The sequence below is a fragment of the Pseudomonas azerbaijanorientalis genome, assembly GCF_019139795.1.
In the GTDB taxonomy this organism is placed as follows: Bacteria; Pseudomonadota; Gammaproteobacteria; order Pseudomonadales; family Pseudomonadaceae; genus Aquipseudomonas; species Aquipseudomonas laurylsulfatiphila.
This window is the reverse complement of record NZ_CP077078.1, coordinates 4,387,111-4,405,598: the sequence shown is the minus strand read 5'-3', so window position 1 is coordinate 4,405,598 and position 18,488 is coordinate 4,387,111. Positions and strand designations below refer to the sequence as shown.

Here is an 18,488-nt window from a genome sequence, read left to right as displayed (position 1 = left end):
CGAAGGCGGAGTGTCAGCCGATACGGTCATCGACTGATACACCGCCTTCGCGAGCAAGCTCGCTCCCACAGGGGGGCACTGATTGGCTGACAAGCCTCAGGTGTGATGAATCTCCCGATCCTTGGTTTCCGGCATGAAGAAAATACCCAGCACAGCCGTCATCACCGCGATGACGATCGGATACCACAGCCCGTAATAGATATCCCCCGTGGCCGCCACCATGGCGAACGCCACCGTCGGCAGGAAGCCACCGAACCAGCCATTGCCGATGTGATAGGGCAGCGACATCGAGGTGTAGCGGATGCGCGCCGGGAACAGTTCCACCAGCCAGGCGGCGATCGGCCCGTAGACCATGGTCACGTAGATCACCAGGATTGTCAGGAGCAACAGCACCATCGGATAGTTGGTCTTGGCCGGGTCGGCCTTCTCGGGGTAGCCGGCGTCCTTGAGGGCGGTGGCGAGATTGGCAGTAAAGGCATCGTTCCTGGCCTTGAAGTCGGCGGCCGGCATGCCGGTGCCCTCGAAGCTCTCGATCACTTTCTCGCCGATGCGCACCTGCGCAACGGCGCCCGGCTCGGCGTTGACGTTGGTGTAGGGGATGGCCTTTTTGGCCAGCACGGTCTTGGCCAGGTCGCAGGAGCTGGTGAATTTGGCCTTGCCCACCGGGTCGAACTGGAACGAGCACTGGTCAGGATTGGCGATGACCGTGACCGGGTTCTTCTCCTGTGCCACGAACACGTCGGGGTTACCGTATTGGGTCAATGCCTGGAAGATCGGGAAGTACGTCAGTGCGGCGATGATGCAGCCGGCCATAATGATGCCCTTGCGGCCGATACGATCGGACAGGCTGCCGAATATGACGAAGAACGGTGTGCCGATCAGCAGCGAGCCGGCAATCAGCAAGTTGGCGGTCTGTGGGTCGATCTTCAGCGTCTGCAACAGGAAGAACAGCGCATAGAATTGCCCGGTGTACCAGACCACGGCCTGGCCGGCGGTGCCACCGAGCAGGGCCATGATCACGATCTTGAGGTTGTCCCAACGGGCGAAGGATTCGGTCAACGGTGCCTTGGAGGACTTGCCTTCAGCCTTCATTTTCATGAACACCGGTGATTCGCTCAGTTGCAGACGGATGTACACCGAGATGATCAACAACAGGATCGAAAGCAGGAACGGAATCCGCCAGCCCCAGGCTTCGAAGGCTTCCGTGCCCAGCGCGGTACGGCAGGCCAGGATCACCAGCAGTGAAAGAAACAGGCCAAGGGTGGCTGTCGTCTGAATCCACGAGGTGAAATAGCCGCGCCTGCCCTTGGGGGCATGTTCGGCCACGTAGGTGGCTGCGCCGCCGTACTCACCGCCCAGCGCCAGGCCCTGCAGCAAACGCAGGCTGATCAGGATGATCGGCGCGGCCACGCCTATGGTCGCGTAGCCGGGCAGCAAGCCCACCACGGCCGTCGAGACACCCATGATCACGATGGTGATGAGGAAGGTGTGCTTGCGTCCGATCATGTCGCCCAAGCGACCGAACACAATGGCGCCGAACGGCCGGACAGCGAAACCGGCGGCGAAGGCGAGCAGGGCGAAGATGAAGGAAGTCGTTTCGTTGACGCCGGCGAAGAAGTGCTTGGCGATAATCGCCGCGAGGGAGCCGTACAGGTAGAAGTCATACCATTCGAACACGGTGCCCAGGGACGACGCGAAGATGACCTTGCGCTCCTCCTTGGTGAGCCCGTGGTTGGGCGCGCTGCCCGTGGTTGCATTGTCGATTGCTGCCATGAGTCTTCTCCGTCTTGCTCTTGTTGTAGGCCGGAGTTCCCACCAACACTTGCCGTACCCAGGCCCTGGGGCTGAAATCATCGGATTACGTGGCTTGCATTCAAGTTGACGCCAGAAAAAGCTGCAAGGTTCCATGAAGAATAATCGGCTTGCGGCAGATATCCACTTGCCACCATTTCATAGAGCAGCGCGCAGAAAAAATGTGGAAAACAAATGTGGGAGCGGGCTTGCTCGCGAAGGCGGTGTCAGTCGACGTAAATTTCGAATGACACACCGCCTTCGCGAGCAAGCCCGCTCCCACATGGGGATTTTGCAAGGCTTAAACGCGGAACTGGTCCATCAGACTCTGCTGCTGGTTCGCCAGGCTGTTGAGCGACTGGCTGACCCGTGCCGACTCATTGGCCTGGCCCGACAGCGACTCGGTCACGTCGCGAATGGTCGCCACGTTGTTGTTGATCTCCTCGGCCACCGCGCTTTGCTCTTCGGCGGCGCTGGCGATCTGCATGTTCATGTCGTTGATCACGGTCACCGCGTCGCCGATCTGGCGCAGCGCGGTCACGGCCTGGCCAACCTGCTCGACACTGCCCTGGGCCTGGCGATGGCTGTTGTTCATTGAGCCCACCACTTCCTGTGTGCCGCTTTGCAGTTGTTCGATCACCAGGCGGGTTTCCTCCACCGACTCCTGGGTACGCCGCGCCAGGTTGCGCACTTCATCGGCGACCACGGCAAAACCGCGCCCGGCCTCACCGGCACGAGCCGCTTCGATCGCCGCGTTGAGGGCCAGCAGGTTGGTCTGCTCGGCAATCGCGCGGATCACTTCCAGCACCGTGCCGATCTTCTCGCTATTGGCGGCCAGGCCTTCGACCTGAACCATGGCCGCGCTCATGTCGGCGGCGAGGTTGTCGATGCTGGCGGTGGTGCGGTCGATCACGGTCAGGCCCTGACGGGTTGCCTGATCGGCATCGCGGGCGGCGTGTGCCGCTTGCGCGGCACTGCGGGCGACGTCCTGGGCGGTGGCGCTCATCTCGTGGGAGGCGGTGGCAACCTGATCCACCTGTCGATATTGCTGCTCCATGCCGGCGCTGGTCTGGGTGGCGATGGCGGACGACTGGTCGGCGGTGCTGCGGGCGTCCTGCACCGAGCGTTTCACTTCGGCAATGATCGGCTGCAGCTTGTCGAGGAAGCGGTTGAACCAGCCGGCCAACTGGCCCAGTTCATCTTTCTTGTCGTAGGCCAGGCGACGGGTCAGGTCACCTTCGCCGCTGGCGATGTCCTCGAGCATGTGCGCCACGCCGAGAATCGGTCTGGTCACGCTGCGGGCCATCAGCCACACCAGCACCAGGCCCAGCAGCGCGGCGAGCACACCCAGGCCGAGTTCGACCAGTGTGCCGGCGGTGTTGCTGTCGTCCAGTTGCTTTTTCAGGGCTTCGGCGGGGCCGACCAGGACTTTCTCCGGCACGTCGAGCAGTACGCCCCAGGACTTGCCGCCGGGAATCGGCTGGAAGGGGGCCATCACTTTCAATTGCTGATGGCTGTGCAGGCTGGCGGTTTTGCTGCTGGCGGCCAGCATGCGCAGCAGTTCGGTACCGCTGGCCTTGTCGATGGCATCCAGGCGCTGGCTGAGTTTGCTGGCGTCCGGGCTGTAGCCGGCGAGCAGGCCCGCCGGGCTGATGATGCTGACACTGGTCTGGCCGTCGTAGAGTTTCTTGCTGGCCTCCAGGCTGACCGCTTGCAGGCTGTTGAGGTTGATGTCCACCGACAGCGAGGCGATCACCTTGCCGTTGACCATCAGCGGGAAAACGATGCTGGTCATCAGCACGTTCTGGCCGTCGATCTCATAGAAGTAGGGTTCGATCACGCACGGCTTGAGCGTGGTGCGCGGGCAGGTGAACCAGGCGTTGGCCGCTTCGCCGCTGGGGCCGGTGCTGGTGTCGGCCATGTCCTTTTCCGGCAGCGCCATGGACGTTAGCTTGCCCGGCGTCGGCTGCGACCAGTAGAGGGCGAAACGGCCCTTGTCGTTGCTGCCCAGTTCGGCCTGGCCGGCGAACAGGTCGTCCTTGCCGTCCAGCCCGTTGGGTTCGAACACCAGGGACAGGCCAAGCAGGTCCGGATTGGCCTGCAGGGCCGACTTGACCTGGCGGGTCAGGTCTTCGCGCAGGTCGAAGGCATCGAGGAAGCGCTTTTCGGCCTGCTCGCGCAAAAACAGCACCTGCCGGGAGAAACCGTGGCCGTACTGATAGGCGTCCATGAACTGCTGGCGAATCCCCAGTGCCTGGTTCTCGCCCTGGGACTCGATCCGGGCCTGGGCCGATTCGGTCAGCATCTCCATGCTCGAGGCTTTCACCAGCTCGGAGCTGTGCTCCATGCGGTATAGCGAAAGACCCACCAGCAGGGTCACGATGCCCGCCAGGCAGAGCCCGGCCAGCAGGGTGATTTTCCATTGAATGGAAGGTTGTCTGAGCGACATGGAGGCGTCCTTATTCGATAAATATCTGAGACTTTGCACTGTAGCGGCCGCGATCCGGCTTTCTTTAAACCGTCCACCAAATATCGAATCACCCCTGTAGGAGCTGCCGCAGGCTGCGATCTTTTGCTCTTCAACATCAGCGAAAGACGCCCAAGATCAAAAGATCGCAGCCTGCGGCAGCTCCTACAGGGGGTTGTGTGGGCTTTGACAAGGCGGCAACGGTCCGGCAAAGTGCGCGCCCTCTAATAAAACCCATTCCTGTTATCCGCTGGCGGCTCACGCAGACTGCCGGCCGGACTCTTTCCGTTTGTCACGAGGTTACGAAATGAATGCAGTCATTGCCGCGGTCGGCATCATGCTGGTGCTCAGCCTGTCCCGCGTGCATGTGGTGATCGCCCTGATCGTCGGTGCGCTGGTAGGTGGTCTGACCGGAGGCCTGGGCATCGAGGCGACGCTCAAGGCTTTCAACAGTGGCCTGGGTGGCGGGGCGACGGTGGCGTTGTCCTACGCCTTGCTCGGTGCCTTTGCCGTGGCCATTGCCAAATCCGGCATGGCCCATGCGCTGGCCGACAAGGCGCTGGCGATGGTCGATCGCCAGCACGCCAGCGGCGGCGGCCAGGTCAAATGGTTGCTGATTGGCCTGCTCTGGGTCGTGGCCATCGCCTCGCAGAACATCCTGCCGATCCATATCGCGTTCATTCCGTTGCTGGTGCCGCCGCTTCTATATGTGCTGACCAAGCTGCAACTGGACCGTCGACTGATCGCCTGTGTCATGACCTTCGGCCTGATCACGCCCTACATGTTCCTGCCGGTGGGCTTCGGCAATATCTTCCTCAATGAGATCCTGCTGGCCAACGTCGCCCGCAGCGGTGTGGACATCAGCGGCGTCAATGTGACCCACGCCATGGGCATTCCGGCGCTGGGCATGGTGGCGGGCCTGCTGATCGCGTTTGTCAGCTACCGCAAGAAGCGGGTCTATGACCTGGCAAAAATCGAGCAAGTCGAGCAAGTGGCGGTGCAATACAACCCGCTGAGCCTGATGGTGGCCGGCGTGGCCATCGCCGCGGCGTTCATCATTCAGCTGCTGCTGGACTCGATGATTATCGGTGCACTGGTCGGCTTCCTGATTTTCTCGGTGTCGGGCATCGTCAAATGGCGTGACACCGATGACCTGTTCACCGAAGGCATGAAAATGATGGCGATGATCGGTTTCATCATGATCGCCGCCTCGGGCTTTGCCGAAGTGATGAAGGCCACCGGTCAAGTGCAGACACTGGTCGAGTCGTCGGCGTCGTACATCGATCACAGCAAAGGCATTGGCGCCTTGCTGATGTTGCTGGTGGGGTTGCTGGTGACCATGGGCATCGGCTCGTCTTTCTCCACCGTGCCGATTCTGGCGGCGATCTTCGTGCCGCTGTGCGTGCAACTGGGCTTCAGCCCGTTGGCGATCGTGTGCATCGTCGGCACGGCCGGTGCCCTGGGCGATGCCGGTTCGCCGGCCTCGGACTCGACCCTCGGCCCGACCTCCGGCCTGAACATCGACGGCCAGCACCATCACATCTGGGACACCGTGGTCCCGACCTTCCTGCACTACAACCTGCCGCTGCTGGCGTTTGGCTGGGTGGCGGCGATGGTGCTGTAAAACACCACTTACCCTGTGGGAGCGAGCTTGCTCGCGATAGCGGTCTGTCAGACAACTTGATGCTGAATGTGCCGCCGTCATCGCGAGCAAGCTCGCTCCCACAGGGATTTTCTGCGGAGCTGATGACCGCGTTCAACTTTTGACCTGGCATGCCGTTAAAGCTTTTAACCACGCCAACAAAAACAAAAGAGTGAACGTCATGCGCATGAGCCTCAAGGCCAAAGTCCTGTCCCTTGCCGTCCTCCCGGTACTGCTGTTTGCGCTGGTCATCAGCCTGACCACGCTGTTCATTCTTCAGAAACAGGCCCGTAAGGAAGTCGAACAGACCCGCGAACGCCTGCTCAGCGATGCCAAGGCGACCCTGCAAAGCTACGTGGCCGTGGCCATGACCACGATTAAACCGCTGTATGACGCAGCTGCCCCCGGCGACGAGGCGGCGCGGGCCCAGGTGATCAAGCTGCTGTCGAGCATCACCTATGGCAAGGACGGCTACTTCTTCGGCTACGACTCCAACACCGTGCGCCTGTTCAAGGCCAACAGCCCCGAAGGCGTAGGCCAGAGCTTCAAGGACAATCGCGACCCGAACGGTGTCTACGTCAACCGCGACCTGGTGAAAGTCGCCAAAGACGGTACGCACTATCTGCAATACAGCTCGCCATTGCCCGGCAACACCCAGGTGCTGGTGCCCAAGCTCGGCTACACCGAATACCTGCCCAAGTGGGACATGGCGGTCGGCACCTCAGTCAACCTCGACGGCATCGAAGCACAAGTGGCGGTGGTCCAGGACAAGGTCCAGGAGCGCATGCAAGGCATGGTGCTGAGCATCGTCGGCGTGGCGGCGGTGGTGTTGCTGGTGATCGCTGCTGCCGGGATGTTGCTGGCCAAGACCATTCTGCGTCCGTTGCACTTGATGAAAGCCAACCTCGACGACATCGCGGCGGGCGAGGGCGATCTGACCCGCCGCCTGACCATCACCAGCCAGGACGAACTCGGCGAACTGGCCGGCTCGTTCAACCGTTTCGTCGACAAGATCCATGGCCTGGTGCGTCAGATCAGCGAAATGACCTCGCAACTGACCGGGCTGGTGAATCAGGTGTCCGACCAGGCCAATCGCTCGGATCAGGCCATGGAGCGTCAGCGTCATGAGACCGATCAGGTGGCCACGGCAATCAATGAAATGTCGGCGGCGGCCCAGGAAGTGGCCAAGAGCGCGCAGAACGCCGCGGTGGCAGCCCAACAGACGGATGAAGAAGGCCAGGCGGCCAAGCGGGTGGTGGCCGGCAGCATCGAGAAGATCCATGCGCTGGTGGACGACATCCGCAGCAGCGGCGTGTCTCTGGACAGCCTGCAAAAAGACGTGTCATCGATTGTCAGCGTGCTGGGGGTGATCCGCTCGATTGCCGATCAGACCAACCTGCTGGCGCTCAACGCGGCCATCGAAGCCGCCCGCGCCGGCGAGGCCGGGCGCGGTTTTGCGGTGGTGGCCGATGAAGTGCGGGCGCTGGCCAGCCGCACGCAAATCAGCACCCAGGAAATCCAGGGCATGATCGACCGCCTGCAGGCCGGCACCCAGTCGGCGGTGGAGGCGATGCGTCGCTCCAGCGAGGCGGGCGACGGTACTTCGGCCCAGGCCAACGAGGCGGGGGCTTCGCTGGACACCATGGCCCAGTTGATCGCGACCATCAATTCGATGAACGCGCAGATCGCCAGCGCAGCTGAAGAACAGACCGCCGTGGCCGAAGAGATCAACCGCAGCGTGCATCAGATTGCCGTGGCGGTGGACAACGTCGCCGACGAAACCCAGCTCGGAGCGCAGACTTCGCGCAGCCTGGCCGAGCTCGGTCAGCGCCTGGGCAGCCTGGTCGGGCAGTTCCGTATCTGATTAAAGCTTTTGTGGCGAGGACTCCCTCGCCACAGAAGATCGCAGCCTGCGGCAGCTCCTACACTTACGGTGTGCATCTGAGCACTGGCGACCACACAAGAGGAGTCAGACCCATGATTGACCGTGAAAGTATCTGCGATTGTCCGAAATGTTCCTGCAAACTCGGTGAACATCCGATTGCCCGTCACGGCAAGCACTACTGCTGTGAAGCCTGCGCCAAACACCATGAGCACGGCGAGGAGTGCGCTCATAAAGGCTGCAAGTGCTCCCATGGCTGACGGCATTCACGACAAGCTGTAAAAAGTGGAGCCTAGTCCGGCTCCACTTCCAGCCTGAGGCTGTCGTCCTCCAGGCGTTCGCTGTGGCGAACGGTGCCCTGCAAGCGCCGCCCTTCGACCCACAGCACCAGGGTCCTGGCTTGCTCCAGATCTTCCGGCAGTGGCGCGGGGACGCGTACGGCGAAGCAAAACGGGTCGTTTTCGACCGCTTCCAGTCCGATCGGGCACTCGGCGCTTTTGGTGATGCGACCGGACTGCGTGTCCAGGCCATAGTCCAGCTGCGCAGGGCTGTAGACGGATGTCGCACTCATATCGCTTCCCCCGAACCTGACGGTTGCCAGTGATTAGTTCGCCGGCCGCCACTTGACGTTTTCCACGCCGAATTTCTCAGCCATCGGCTTGCTGGTCTTTTGCACCTTCTCGCGTCCAAACCGGGGAATTCGCCCCACCCCCGCGTCACAGCTCGCCCAATGCCAGGCTTCTGCGTTATCCATTTTTTCCAGTCGGATAATGAATGATTTCGGAGTGCCATGGAGTGTGTACTCGATGACGAATAATTTTGCACTGTTCATAAAGCCCCGGTTCCTCCCTGTTGTACATAAAAGGATCGCGTGCCATCAGGAAAATTCACTCGGATTGTCGGATGCCGGGTGATCCTGTTGCCATAACCCACAGTGGCCCGTATCCACCAGCGTATCTCCTACAAAGAAAAAGGCGCGTTTGCTGTAGGATTGGTTACCTAGACTCCAAGAGGTAACCCTATGAGCGAGCCGATTCGCCTGACCCAATACAGTCACGGCGCCGGATGCGGTTGCAAAATTTCCCCCCAGGTGCTGGAAGTGATCCTGGCCGGCAGCGGGGCGCAGAATCTCGACCCGAAACTCTGGGTCGGCAACGCCTCGCGTGACGACGCGGCGGTGTATGCCATCGATGAAGAACGCGGTGTGGTCTCGACCACCGACTTTTTCATGCCGATCGTCGACGATCCCTTCGATTTCGGCCGAATTGCCGCCACCAATGCCATCAGCGACATCTACGCCATGGGCGGCGATCCCTTGATGGCGATTGCGATCCTGGGCTGGCCGGTGAACGTGCTGGCGCCGGAAATCGCCCGGGAAGTGATTCGCGGTGGCCGTTCGGTGTGCGATGCAGCGGGCATCCCGCTGGCAGGCGGACACTCCATCGACGCACCCGAGCCGATCTTTGGCCTGGCCGTCACCGGTCTGGTGGAAAAGCGCCACATGAAGCGCAACGACACCGCCACCGCCGGTTGCCTGCTCTATCTCACCAAGCCCCTGGGCATCGGCATCCTTACGACGGCCGAGAAAAAGGGCAAGTTGCGCCATGCCGACATCGGCCTGGCCCGGGACTGGATGTGCACCCTGAACAAGCCCGGCAGCCGTTTCGGCAAGCTCGATGGCGTGACCGCGATGACCGACGTCACCGGTTTCGGCCTGCTCGGGCATCTGGTGGAAATGGCCGACGGCAGCCAGCTCACGGCGCGCATTGAATATGACCGTGTACCGCGTCTGCCAGGGGTCGAGTATTACCTCGAACAGGGTTGCGTACCGGGCGGTACGTTGCGCAATTTCGACAGTTACGCCAGCAAGCTCGGACGCCTTCAGGAACTGCACAAACGTGTGCTCTGCGACCCGCAGACCAGCGGCGGCCTGCTGATTGCCGTAACGCCGCAAGGCAACGAGCAGTTTCTTGCCGTGGCCGCCGAACTGGGCCTGAGCCTGGAGTCGATCGGTGAACTGGTCGAGCGACAGGGCAACGCGGTCGAGGTGTTTTGATGTTCGTCGACTGCACCGATTACCGCGACATCTTCCTCAACGACCGGCCCATGATGGATGCGCGCGCGCCGGTTGAATTCAACAAGGGTTCGTTTCCCGGTGTGATCAACCTGCCGTTGATGAATGACCATGAACGCCAGCGGGTCGGCACGTGCTACAAGCAGCACGGCCAGCAGGCGGCCATCGTGCTCGGGCATCAACTGGTATCGGGTGCGGTCAAGGCTGAACGCATCCAGGCCTGGGCCGACTTTGCCCGGGCACATCCGGATGGCCTGCTGTATTGCTTTCGCGGCGGCCTGCGCTCGCAGATTGTCCAGCAATGGCTCAAGGATGAAGCCGGCATCGACTACCCACGGGTGGGCGGCGGCTACAAGGCCATGCGTACCTTCCTGCTGGACACCCTCGATCAAGCGGTTGCCCAGTGCGATTTCGTCCTGCTGGGCGGGATGACCGGTACCGGCAAAACCGAGGTGCTAACGCAACTGGGCAACAGCGTGGACCTTGAAGGTCATGCCAACCACCGCGGCTCCAGTTTCGGCAAGCGCGCCACCGGCCAGCCTTCGAATATCGACTTCGAAAACCTCCTGGCCGTGGATGTGCTGAAAAAACGCGCCCGGGGTATCGAGCAGTTCGTACTGGAAGACGAAAGTCGTGCGGTGGGCAGTTGCGCGTTGCCGTTGCCGCTGTACCAGGGCATGCAGCAGTTCCCGATGGTCTGGCTGGAAGACAGCCTGGAAGGTCGGGTCGAGCGGATCCTGCGTGATTACGTGGTGGATCTGTGCGCCGAATTCATCGACGTGCATGGCGATGATGGCTTCGCACTGTTTTCCGAACGGTTGCTGGCGAGCCTGAACAATGTGCAGAAACGCCTGGGCGGCGAACGTCATCGGCGCATGCTGGATTTGATGGAAGAGGCGCTGGCGGAGCAGGCCCGCAGTGGCGCGGTGGACCTGCACCGGGGCTGGATCGAAGGGTTGCTGAGCGAGTATTACGATCCGATGTACGCGTTCCAGCGGGAGAAGAAAGGTGCGCGGATCGAGTTTGCCGGGGAGCGGGGGGCGGTTCTCGAGTATTTGCGCGAGCGGGTGAATCAACGAAAGTGATGTCGGTTTTACTGGCCCCATCGCGAGCAAGCTCGCTCCCACAGGGTTCAGTGGTGCTCATGCCTTTGTGATCACACTGAAAATCCAATGTGGGAGCGGGCTTGCTCGCGAAGAGGCCAGCTCAGACAACGCATGCCTCAGGTCGGGCAAGTTTCGGCGCCGTTATCCAGGCCTTGCTTGTACACATGGCTCTGCAACTTGGCCTTGCCGTTGTGCCAGGTCAGGGTGAGCACATACAGCGAGTCGTAGTCGCTGGATTCCCAGTCATCGGTGATGGTCGTTTTCTTGCCGGTGGCGTCGCCAGCCACCTTGTTGATCAGTTCCGGCAGGTAGCCGTGCGACCAGGCGGTGTAGATGACCGAGTTGTGATACTTGTCGTGAAGCAGTTCATTGGCCAGGTCGCTGGTGTCATTGGCGGAGAAATTGATGTTCACCGGCAGGCCCAGCTTGATGGCGCTGGGGCTGATGGTCATCAGGGGACGGATGTAGCTGTAGGAATTGTCGAACTCGCCTTCCTCGACGTTACGGGTCGGATTCGCCGCAAACACGTAGTCGGCCTTGCCGAACTTTTCCGGCAGCAACGTGGACAGGTCGATGGCGCGGTTCAGCCCCTGGCAATTGAGCTGGCCGAGGCCGCCGTCGGGTTTTTCTCCGTGGCGCAGGAAGACCAGCGTCTGGGTGCCATCCATCGGTTGGGCGCGACTCAGGCCGGATTCCAGCAACAGGAACACCGCGCTGACTACCAGCAATGCGGGTAACAGCAGGTAGGCGCGATGTTTAAAACGTTTGGCAATATTGAACAGATTCATGAATAAAAGGTTCTTCAGCGCAATTCGGTTAAGGCTGACAAACCTTTACACCGCGACTTTCCAGCGTCGGGTGTTTTCCATGTCGTTGAAGCCGGTCCGTTTTCAAAGGGGTGGTGCTCAGAGTCCCCTGATCCCATTTGGTTCGATTCCGGCCAAGAGCGCAGCAATGTACCGGTAACCTTCAGCGGATTGCAGTGAAGGTTATCGACAGGATGTTGCGGATTTATGGACAGCCTACACCTGATGGTGTTCAAACCGTCGTGATCTCTTTTGATCTCCTCTATCAGCGAGATTGATGGTTCCAAGGGGTCGCTGAGCCGATATCTCCATTATGATCGCCACTCTCAATGTCTTCGTGGATCCTGCCCATGACCGATTTGTCCGCCTTCCCCATCACCCGCAAATGGCCTGCCCAATACCCGGAGTGGATTCAGCTGTACTCCTTGCCGACCCCCAACGGCGTCAAGGTCTCGATCATGCTCGAAGAGATCGGCCTGCCGTATGAGCCTCACCGGGTAGGCTTTGACACCAATGACCAGATGTCCCCGGAATTCCTGTCGTTGAACCCCAACAACAAAATCCCGGCGATCCTCGACCCCCACGGTCCGGACGACAAGCCGCTGGCGCTGTTCGAGTCGGGAGCGATTCTGATCTACCTGGCCGACAAGAGCGGGCAACTGCTGGCCCAGGAGTCGGCCGCGCGCTACGAAACGATTCAATGGCTGATGTTCCAGATGGGCGGCATTGGCCCGATGTTCGGCCAGCTCGGGTTCTTCAACAAATTCGCCGGCAAGGACTACGAAGACAAGCGTCCCCGTGATCGCTACGTCGAGGAGAGCAAACGCCTGCTCAAGGTGCTCGACGGCAGGCTCCAAGGGCGCGACTGGATCATGGGCGAGCGCTACACCATCGCCGACATCGCCACCTTCCCGTGGGTGCGCAACCTGATTGGGTTCTATGAAGCCGGCGATCTGGTGGGCATTCAGAACTTCCCGAACGTCACACGGGTGCTGGAGCGCTTCCTGGCACGGCCGGCGGTGGTGCGCGGGTTGCAGATTCCAAGCCCGGTCGTAAGCTGATACACCGCATAACCTGTGGGAGCGGGCTTGCTCGCGAAAGCGGTATTCCTGTCACATGGATGTTGACAGTGCCGACGCCTTCGCGAGCAAGCCCGCTCCCACAGGGGGATGTGGTGTTCTCAGGGCGTGCCAAAAAACGAGCGGATCCCGTGGTCGCGGAAATACCGTTCGATCACTTTCGGGTCCGCGCACGTCTCGGCAATCGCTACATAGGTATCGGGCCGCAACAGATAAAAGCCGTTGCGCCCCAGGCCCGCCGCTTCGAACGCCGGTCGCCAGTCGAACACATGCAGCGGCAGATGGTGCTCGTGGCACCAGGCGATCATCTCGTCGCTGGTGTCGCCATAGACATGCACCTGCCAGGTCATGCATTTGAGCGATTCCAAGTTGTCCCCCTCACCGTCATGGGCCCAGGGCAGGCGATCACCGCCATGCACGTGCCCGGCAACGCCTGTGCTCAAAGGCATGCCCCGATAATTCAGGGTGATCTGCGACACCGTGCGAAACAGGAATTGGCGGGAGGTTTCGAACGAGGTTATTTTCGGGATCAGGAACGGCGCCAGACGCGTCCGCAGCAAATCGGCCATCGGCCCGTCGGCGGTGACGAACGTGAAGACCCGGTCAGTGGTCGCCACCAGTTTGCGCGCGAAGGCGATGCGCTCGGTTTCATAGGTGTCGAGCAATCTGGCCTCGGCAGCGCCGCTCAGCACGGCCGCCAGTTTCCAGGCCAGGTTGATGGCGTCGCCGATCCCGGTGTTCATGCCCTGGCCACCCGCCGGGCTGTGCACGTGGGCCGCATCGCCGAGCAGAAACGCCCGGCCATTGCGAAAGTGATCCGCCACCCGGTGATGCACACGGTAGGTCGAGAACCAGTTCAGTTGCTCGATCTGCACCTTCATGTGCTCGATGGCCCGGCTGCTGACGTCTTCGAAGCACAGGGTCTCGGCGTGGTCGGCGCGTTCGTCGCGTACGGTGCCGATCAGGCGCGCGCGGCCACTGCCCGCCAGTGGGAACACGGCAAGGAAGTCCGCCTCGTCGAGGTCCACGTGCAGTTCACCGTTGAATGTCGGGCCGCTGCCCTGTACGTCGGCGACGTAGAAAATCTGCTGGTAGGTGCCGCCGGGAAACCCGGTATCCAGGGTCTTGCGCACAATCGACCGGGCGCCGTCGCACCCGGCCAGGAAACAGGCCTGACAGATTTCCTGCTGGCCGTCGGGCAGATGCAGCGTGGCGGTGATGCCGTCTGCGGTTTGCTCGAAGCTTGCCAGTTCGGTGTTGCGTTCGACCGAGATGCCGAAGGCTTCCAGGCGTTCGATCAGCAGCCGTTCGTGCTCGTCCTGCGGGAAATTTTCCAGGAACGCGTAGGGTGTCAGTCCCTCGCCGACCTGGGTCAGTGGCAGGTGCGCCACGGGTTCGCCCTTGACCCAGAAGTTGGCGGCCGCCACCCGATGGCCGTATTGCACAACCGCGTCGGCAAGCCCGAGTTGTCGATACAGTTCCAGCGTCCGCGCCTGGACAGCCAGCGCCCGGGACGTGGTGCCAGGGGCCGAGGCCTTGTCGACAATCCGCACGCGCACGCCCAGCTTGCTCAGCCACAACGCCAGGACCAGCCCGGTCGGGCCGGCGCCGATGATCAACACATCGCTTCTGTGCATGAGCTCATCCTCCTCGCTGGGTAGAACAAGTATGGACGACTCGGCCCCCTGTAGGAGCGAGCCCGCTCGCGATGAACGAAAGAGCGCCGCGTTAATCCAGAAAGTCCGCGTTATTGTTAACGTCCATCGCGAGCAAGCTCGCTCCTACAGGTACAGGGCTGCCCCCAATCAGAAGTCGATGGTGCCCGACAACTTCGCCGTGCGCGGTTCGCCCTGGGTCAGGTAACCCCCTTGGGCCGATTCCCAGTAGCTCTTGTTGGCGACGTTTTCCACGCCCAGGCGTACGGTCACGTCTTTTTCCTGGACCTTGAACGCGTAGCGGGCGCCGGCATCGAAGCGGTTCCAGGCCGGCAGGCTGAGGTTGTTCGCCGCGTCGGCGTATTGGCCGCCGGTGCGCAACATGCGTCCGTTCAGGGCTGCGCCCGGCAGGCCCGGCACGTCCCAATCGACACTGGCATTGAACTGGAAGCTCGGCACGCCGATGGCCCGATTGCCATCGTTGAGGCCGTCCTGGGTGTTCTTCAGTTCGGTGTCCATCACGGTCACGCCGCTGAGCAGGCGCAGGCCGTCGATGGGTTCGCCGAAGACATTGAGCTCCACGCCCTTGTTGACCTGTTCACCGTCATGAACGAACACGGCGGTGGTGTCGTCGATTGCTTGGGTGTAGCCGTCAGCCGGTTGTTCGATGCGGTACACACCGAGGGTCGCACCATAAGTGCCCATGTCGACTTTGACCCCGGCTTCAACCTGTTTGGAACGCGACGGTGCGAACACTTCATTGCCGTTGACCACGACCCTGGAGCCGGAGGTCGTCGGAGCCGTCGGGCCCTGGGCCAGGCCCTCGATACGGTTGGCGTAGAACGACACGTGGTCCCACGGCTTGAACACGATGCCGTACACCGGCGTGGTGATCGACTTGTCGTAGTTGGACGTGCGGTTTTGCGTGTTGTAGTCGTAGCCTTGAACGACCAGCTGTTGACGGCGTACGCCCAGGGTGACCAGCAGGCGGTCATCGATAAAGCCCAGGGTGTCGGACACGGCGGCGCTGCGCATGAAGGTTTTGCCGGTGATGCCCGGATCACTCAGGTCGCCGCCGGAGAAGCCGCCCGCTGGCGCCGGAACATCAATCGGGTGGTAGATGTTGTTCGGATATTGGGTCAGATCGAAATCGAAGGCGTTGCGCTGTTGGGTCCAGATCCCGGCCAGGCCGACGTTGAGTTTATGGGTCACCGGACCCGTGGCGAAACGGCCATTGAGGCCGGCCATGGCACTGGTGTTGTCTTCTTCGTGGGGAATGAACGAGCCGCTGGTCACCGAGCTGCCATCGTTGCCCACCAGGGTGGTGGAGTCGTAGTTGCCGACTTCGCGGGTATGCTTGGCGCCGCCGGCGATGTAAGCGGTCCAGCTGTCGTTCAGGTCGTATTCGGCGCGCAGCATGCCGAAGGTGTCCTCGATCTCGCTGAAACCCCACTTCTGCGCGTAGTTGGTATCGGCGGAGGGCGCATCCGGGATGTGCGTGGCGTCGCCAAGGTTGACCGAGCTGCGGCCGCCGTTGATGCGTTCCTTCGAATAGACGAAATCGCCGGACAGGCGTAGCGCATCGCCGCGGTAGTCGAGGCCCAGGGCGAACAGTTTGGAGCGCTGGTTCTCGTCGTCGATGGCGGTGTCGCCTTCACGTTGGGACAGGTTCAGGCGGGCACCGAAGCGGTTGTCCTCGCCAAAGCGCTGACCGATGTCCAGGTGTTCGCCGATGCGCCCGTCGTCGCTGATGTCCGTGGTGAACCGTCGCAGCGGCACGTCACTGGCGCGCTTGGGTTGCAGGTTGACGCCGCCACCGATGCCGGAACCGGTCGGGGTGACACCGTTGATGAAGGCGTTTGGCCCCTTGAACACTTCCACACGCTCCAAGGCATCAGTGGAAATGATCTGCCGCGGCAGGATGCCGTACAGGCCGTTAAAGGAAATATCATCGCCGTTCAGGGGCAGGCCGCGAATCATGAAGGTCTGGGCCTGGTTGGAAAAACCGGATGCCTGACGCACCGAGGCATCGTTGAGCAGCACATCGCCGACGGTTTCGGCCTGCTGGTCGCGGATCAACTCTTCGGTGTAGGACGTCATGGTGAACGGAACGTCCATGATGTCCTGGTTGCCCAGGATACCCAGTTGACCGCCGCGGGCGACCTGACCTCCGGCGTAAACCGGGGGCAGGTCGGACGGTGCCGGAGCCTGGGCGTTGACATTGACGTCGCCCAGCACCAGCGGTTTTCCCTGGGCCTCGGATGTTTCGGGCGTTGCGGCATGGGCCGTCAGGGACAAGGAGCAAAACAGGGCCAGTAGCGTCGGGTGAAAAGGCACACGGAGTCGTGCTGGAGTGATCATGATGGGTTCCTGGGCGGCGCGCGGCCGATTGGAAAAAGGGGCGGCGCGGGAACTCCATGCGCAAATGCGACTCCAGGCGCGAATGGTAGTTGTTCTCAATAACGTTATGCAATGCGTTTTCTGCAAGGTACACAGGCATTTTCTGCACATGCAGATTTCGGATAACGGGGCATCAGGGCCGTTTCAGTGGCAAATAAAGGCACGTGGTGGACAACGGTTATAGCCGGTGCCCTGCCATTGCTCGTATGGTTAAGCCGGACCCAAGGACTAGATGGAACGACATGCAAGCCAATCGATTGATCTTCAGCATCGCCGCTTTGTTGATACTGGCCGGTTGCGGCAGCCAGCGGACCCAGGAGCCGGCGGCGCGTAGTCCGGCCCAGGTGAAGGCTGAGATTGTGCGATTGCTGCCGGCCAAAGCCGCCGATCCCCAGGGGTGGGCCACGGATATCCAGGTGGCCTTTACCGCGCAAGACATCTCGCCGACCACGCAAAACCTGTGCGCGGTTTTGGCCGTGACCGAACAGGAGTCGACCTTTCAGGTCGATCCGAGCGTACCGGGCCTGGGCAAGATCGCCCGCGACGAGATCGACCGTCGCGCCGCCAAGGCACACATTCCTGGCCTGCTGGTGAGCGGTGCGTTGAAGCTCGACTCGCCCAACGGCAAAAGCTACAGCGCCCGCCTGAATACCGCGCGCAGTGAAAAGGAGCTGAGTGGCATTTTCGACGACTTCATTGGCATGGTACCGATGGGCAAAACCCTGTTCGGTGGCTTCAACCCGGTGCATACCGGCGGACCGATGCAGGTCAGCATCGATTTTGCCGAGCAGCAGGCCAAGGGCTACCCGTATCCGGTGCAGGGCTCGATCCGTCATGAAGTGTTCACCCGGCGCGGCGGCATGTATTTCGGCATCGCGCACCTGCTGGGGTATCCGGCGAGCTACCCACAGCCGCTGTACCGCTTTGCGGACTTCAACGCGGGTTGGTACGCCAGCCGTAATGCCGCGTTTCAGAACGCGGTGAGCCGGGCTTCCGGTATCCCGTTGGCGCTGGATGGCGACCTGGTGCGTTACGGTTCGATCATGCCCGGCACCACGGAACTGGCCGTGCGTACCCTCGGCAAGCAACTGGACATGCGCAATCCGACGATCCGCGAGCAACTGGAAGAGGGCAATACCCTGGCGTTCGAAGACAGCAAGCTCTATCGACGGGTTTTCGAACTGGCCGAACGGGCCGAAGGTCGGCCGTTACCCCGTGAAGTGTTGCCGGGGATCGTGCTGCAAAGCCCGAAAATCACGCGCAAACTGACCACCGCGTGGTTCGCCAAACGGGTCGATGAACGTTACCAGCGCTGCATGGCGCGGGCAGGGAAGTAATCGGTTCTTCACACAGTTCCGGGCAACTACTGTAGGAGCCAGCCTGCTGGCGATGGACTTAAGTGCGCCGCGTTTATCCAGGTTACACGCGTTATCGTTAACGACCATCGCTGGCCAGCCAGCTCCCACATGGGAACGTGCCCACGCTGAAACTGTAATTAAATGGACTCGCCCAAGCCGAGGCGTCTGTGCGCCGCGGTGGCATTCTTATAGAAGCCAACGACAGCGAGGGCGAGGCCATGAAAAAGC

General features: G+C 61.4%; 14 protein-coding genes. 7 read left to right on the top strand and 7 right to left on the bottom strand.

What is annotated here, in order from left to right:
* Positions 1-96: 96 nt before the first annotated feature.
* Positions 97-1,773 (bottom strand): MFS transporter, encoded by a 1,677-nt coding sequence (locus KSS91_RS19540; protein ID WP_217835832.1) that lies wholly within the window; start codon positions 1,771-1,773, stop codon positions 97-99.
* A 319-nt stretch (positions 1,774-2,092) separates the two neighbouring features.
* On the bottom strand, positions 2,093-4,240 hold the full coding sequence (locus KSS91_RS28925) for a methyl-accepting chemotaxis protein (protein WP_217835831.1): 2,148 nt from the start codon (positions 4,238-4,240) through the stop codon (positions 2,093-2,095).
* Between the two features lie 325 nt (positions 4,241-4,565).
* Between KSS91_RS28925 and KSS91_RS19530 the strand changes: the two genes are divergently transcribed.
* The 3 genes from KSS91_RS19530 to KSS91_RS19520 all read left to right on the top strand — a co-directional run bounded on the left by KSS91_RS19530 (position 4,566) and on the right by KSS91_RS19520 (position 8,042).
* Positions 4,566-5,882, top strand: coding sequence for a Na+/H+ antiporter family protein (locus tag KSS91_RS19530; protein WP_126050273.1), 1,317 nt, complete (start codon positions 4,566-4,568; stop codon positions 5,880-5,882).
* Between the two features lie 199 nt (positions 5,883-6,081).
* Entirely contained in the window at positions 6,082-7,764 is a 1,683-nt protein-coding gene (gene ctpM / locus KSS91_RS28920) for a methyl-accepting chemotaxis protein CtpM (protein ID WP_217835830.1), read from the top strand.
* 113 nt (positions 7,765-7,877) lie between these two features.
* Positions 7,878-8,042, top strand: a complete 165-nt coding sequence (locus KSS91_RS19520) for a metallothionein (RefSeq protein ID WP_015094211.1) — start codon at positions 7,878-7,880, stop codon at positions 8,040-8,042.
* A gap of 32 nt (positions 8,043-8,074) precedes the next feature.
* Here KSS91_RS19520 and KSS91_RS19515 read toward each other — a convergent pair whose 3' ends face one another.
* On the bottom strand, positions 8,075-8,353 hold the full coding sequence (locus KSS91_RS19515; RefSeq protein ID WP_015094212.1) for a hypothetical protein: 279 nt from the start codon (positions 8,351-8,353) through the stop codon (positions 8,075-8,077).
* Between the two features lie 33 nt (positions 8,354-8,386).
* Positions 8,387-8,614 carry a DUF6555 family protein gene (locus KSS91_RS19510; protein WP_007971981.1) on the bottom strand — a complete coding sequence of 76 codons (228 nt, stop codon included), beginning with the start codon at positions 8,612-8,614 and terminating at the stop codon, positions 8,387-8,389.
* 189 nt (positions 8,615-8,803) lie between these two features.
* Between KSS91_RS19510 and selD the strand changes: the two genes are divergently transcribed.
* Positions 8,804-9,838, top strand: a complete 1,035-nt coding sequence (selD, locus tag KSS91_RS19505) for a selenide, water dikinase SelD (RefSeq protein WP_217835829.1) — start codon at positions 8,804-8,806, stop codon at positions 9,836-9,838.
* Complete coding sequence (gene mnmH, locus KSS91_RS19500; RefSeq protein WP_217835828.1) at positions 9,838-10,941, top strand: tRNA 2-selenouridine(34) synthase MnmH; 1,104 nt, start codon at positions 9,838-9,840, stop codon at positions 10,939-10,941. Before selD ends, mnmH begins: the two co-directional genes overlap by 1 nt.
* Before the next feature lie 137 nt (positions 10,942-11,078).
* Here the strand turns inward: mnmH and KSS91_RS19495 are convergent, their stop codons facing one another.
* On the bottom strand, positions 11,079-11,750 hold the full coding sequence (locus KSS91_RS19495) for a histidine phosphatase family protein (protein WP_217835827.1): 672 nt from the start codon (positions 11,748-11,750) through the stop codon (positions 11,079-11,081).
* 368 nt (positions 11,751-12,118) lie between these two features.
* Here KSS91_RS19495 and KSS91_RS19490 point away from each other — a divergent pair, with 368 nt between their 5' ends.
* The gene (locus tag KSS91_RS19490) at positions 12,119-12,829 is read left to right on the top strand and encodes a glutathione S-transferase family protein (protein WP_217835826.1); all 711 of its coding nucleotides are present in this window, start codon (positions 12,119-12,121) and stop codon (positions 12,827-12,829) included.
* 119 nt (positions 12,830-12,948) lie between these two features.
* Here KSS91_RS19490 and KSS91_RS19485 read toward each other — a convergent pair whose 3' ends face one another.
* Both KSS91_RS19485 and KSS91_RS19480 read right to left on the bottom strand, forming a co-directional pair.
* Positions 12,949-14,484 (bottom strand): FAD-dependent oxidoreductase, encoded by a 1,536-nt coding sequence (locus tag KSS91_RS19485; protein ID WP_217835825.1) that lies wholly within the window; start codon positions 14,482-14,484, stop codon positions 12,949-12,951.
* A 168-nt stretch (positions 14,485-14,652) separates the two neighbouring features.
* Positions 14,653-16,863, bottom strand: coding sequence for a TonB-dependent receptor (locus KSS91_RS19480; protein WP_217835824.1), 2,211 nt, complete (start codon positions 16,861-16,863; stop codon positions 14,653-14,655).
* 281 nt (positions 16,864-17,144) lie between these two features.
* On the opposite strand from KSS91_RS19480, the gene KSS91_RS19475 reads away from it, so the two are divergent.
* Positions 17,145-18,239 (top strand): DUF1615 domain-containing protein, encoded by a 1,095-nt coding sequence (locus KSS91_RS19475; RefSeq protein ID WP_217835823.1) that lies wholly within the window; start codon positions 17,145-17,147, stop codon positions 18,237-18,239.
* Positions 18,240-18,488: the final 249 nt, after the last annotated feature.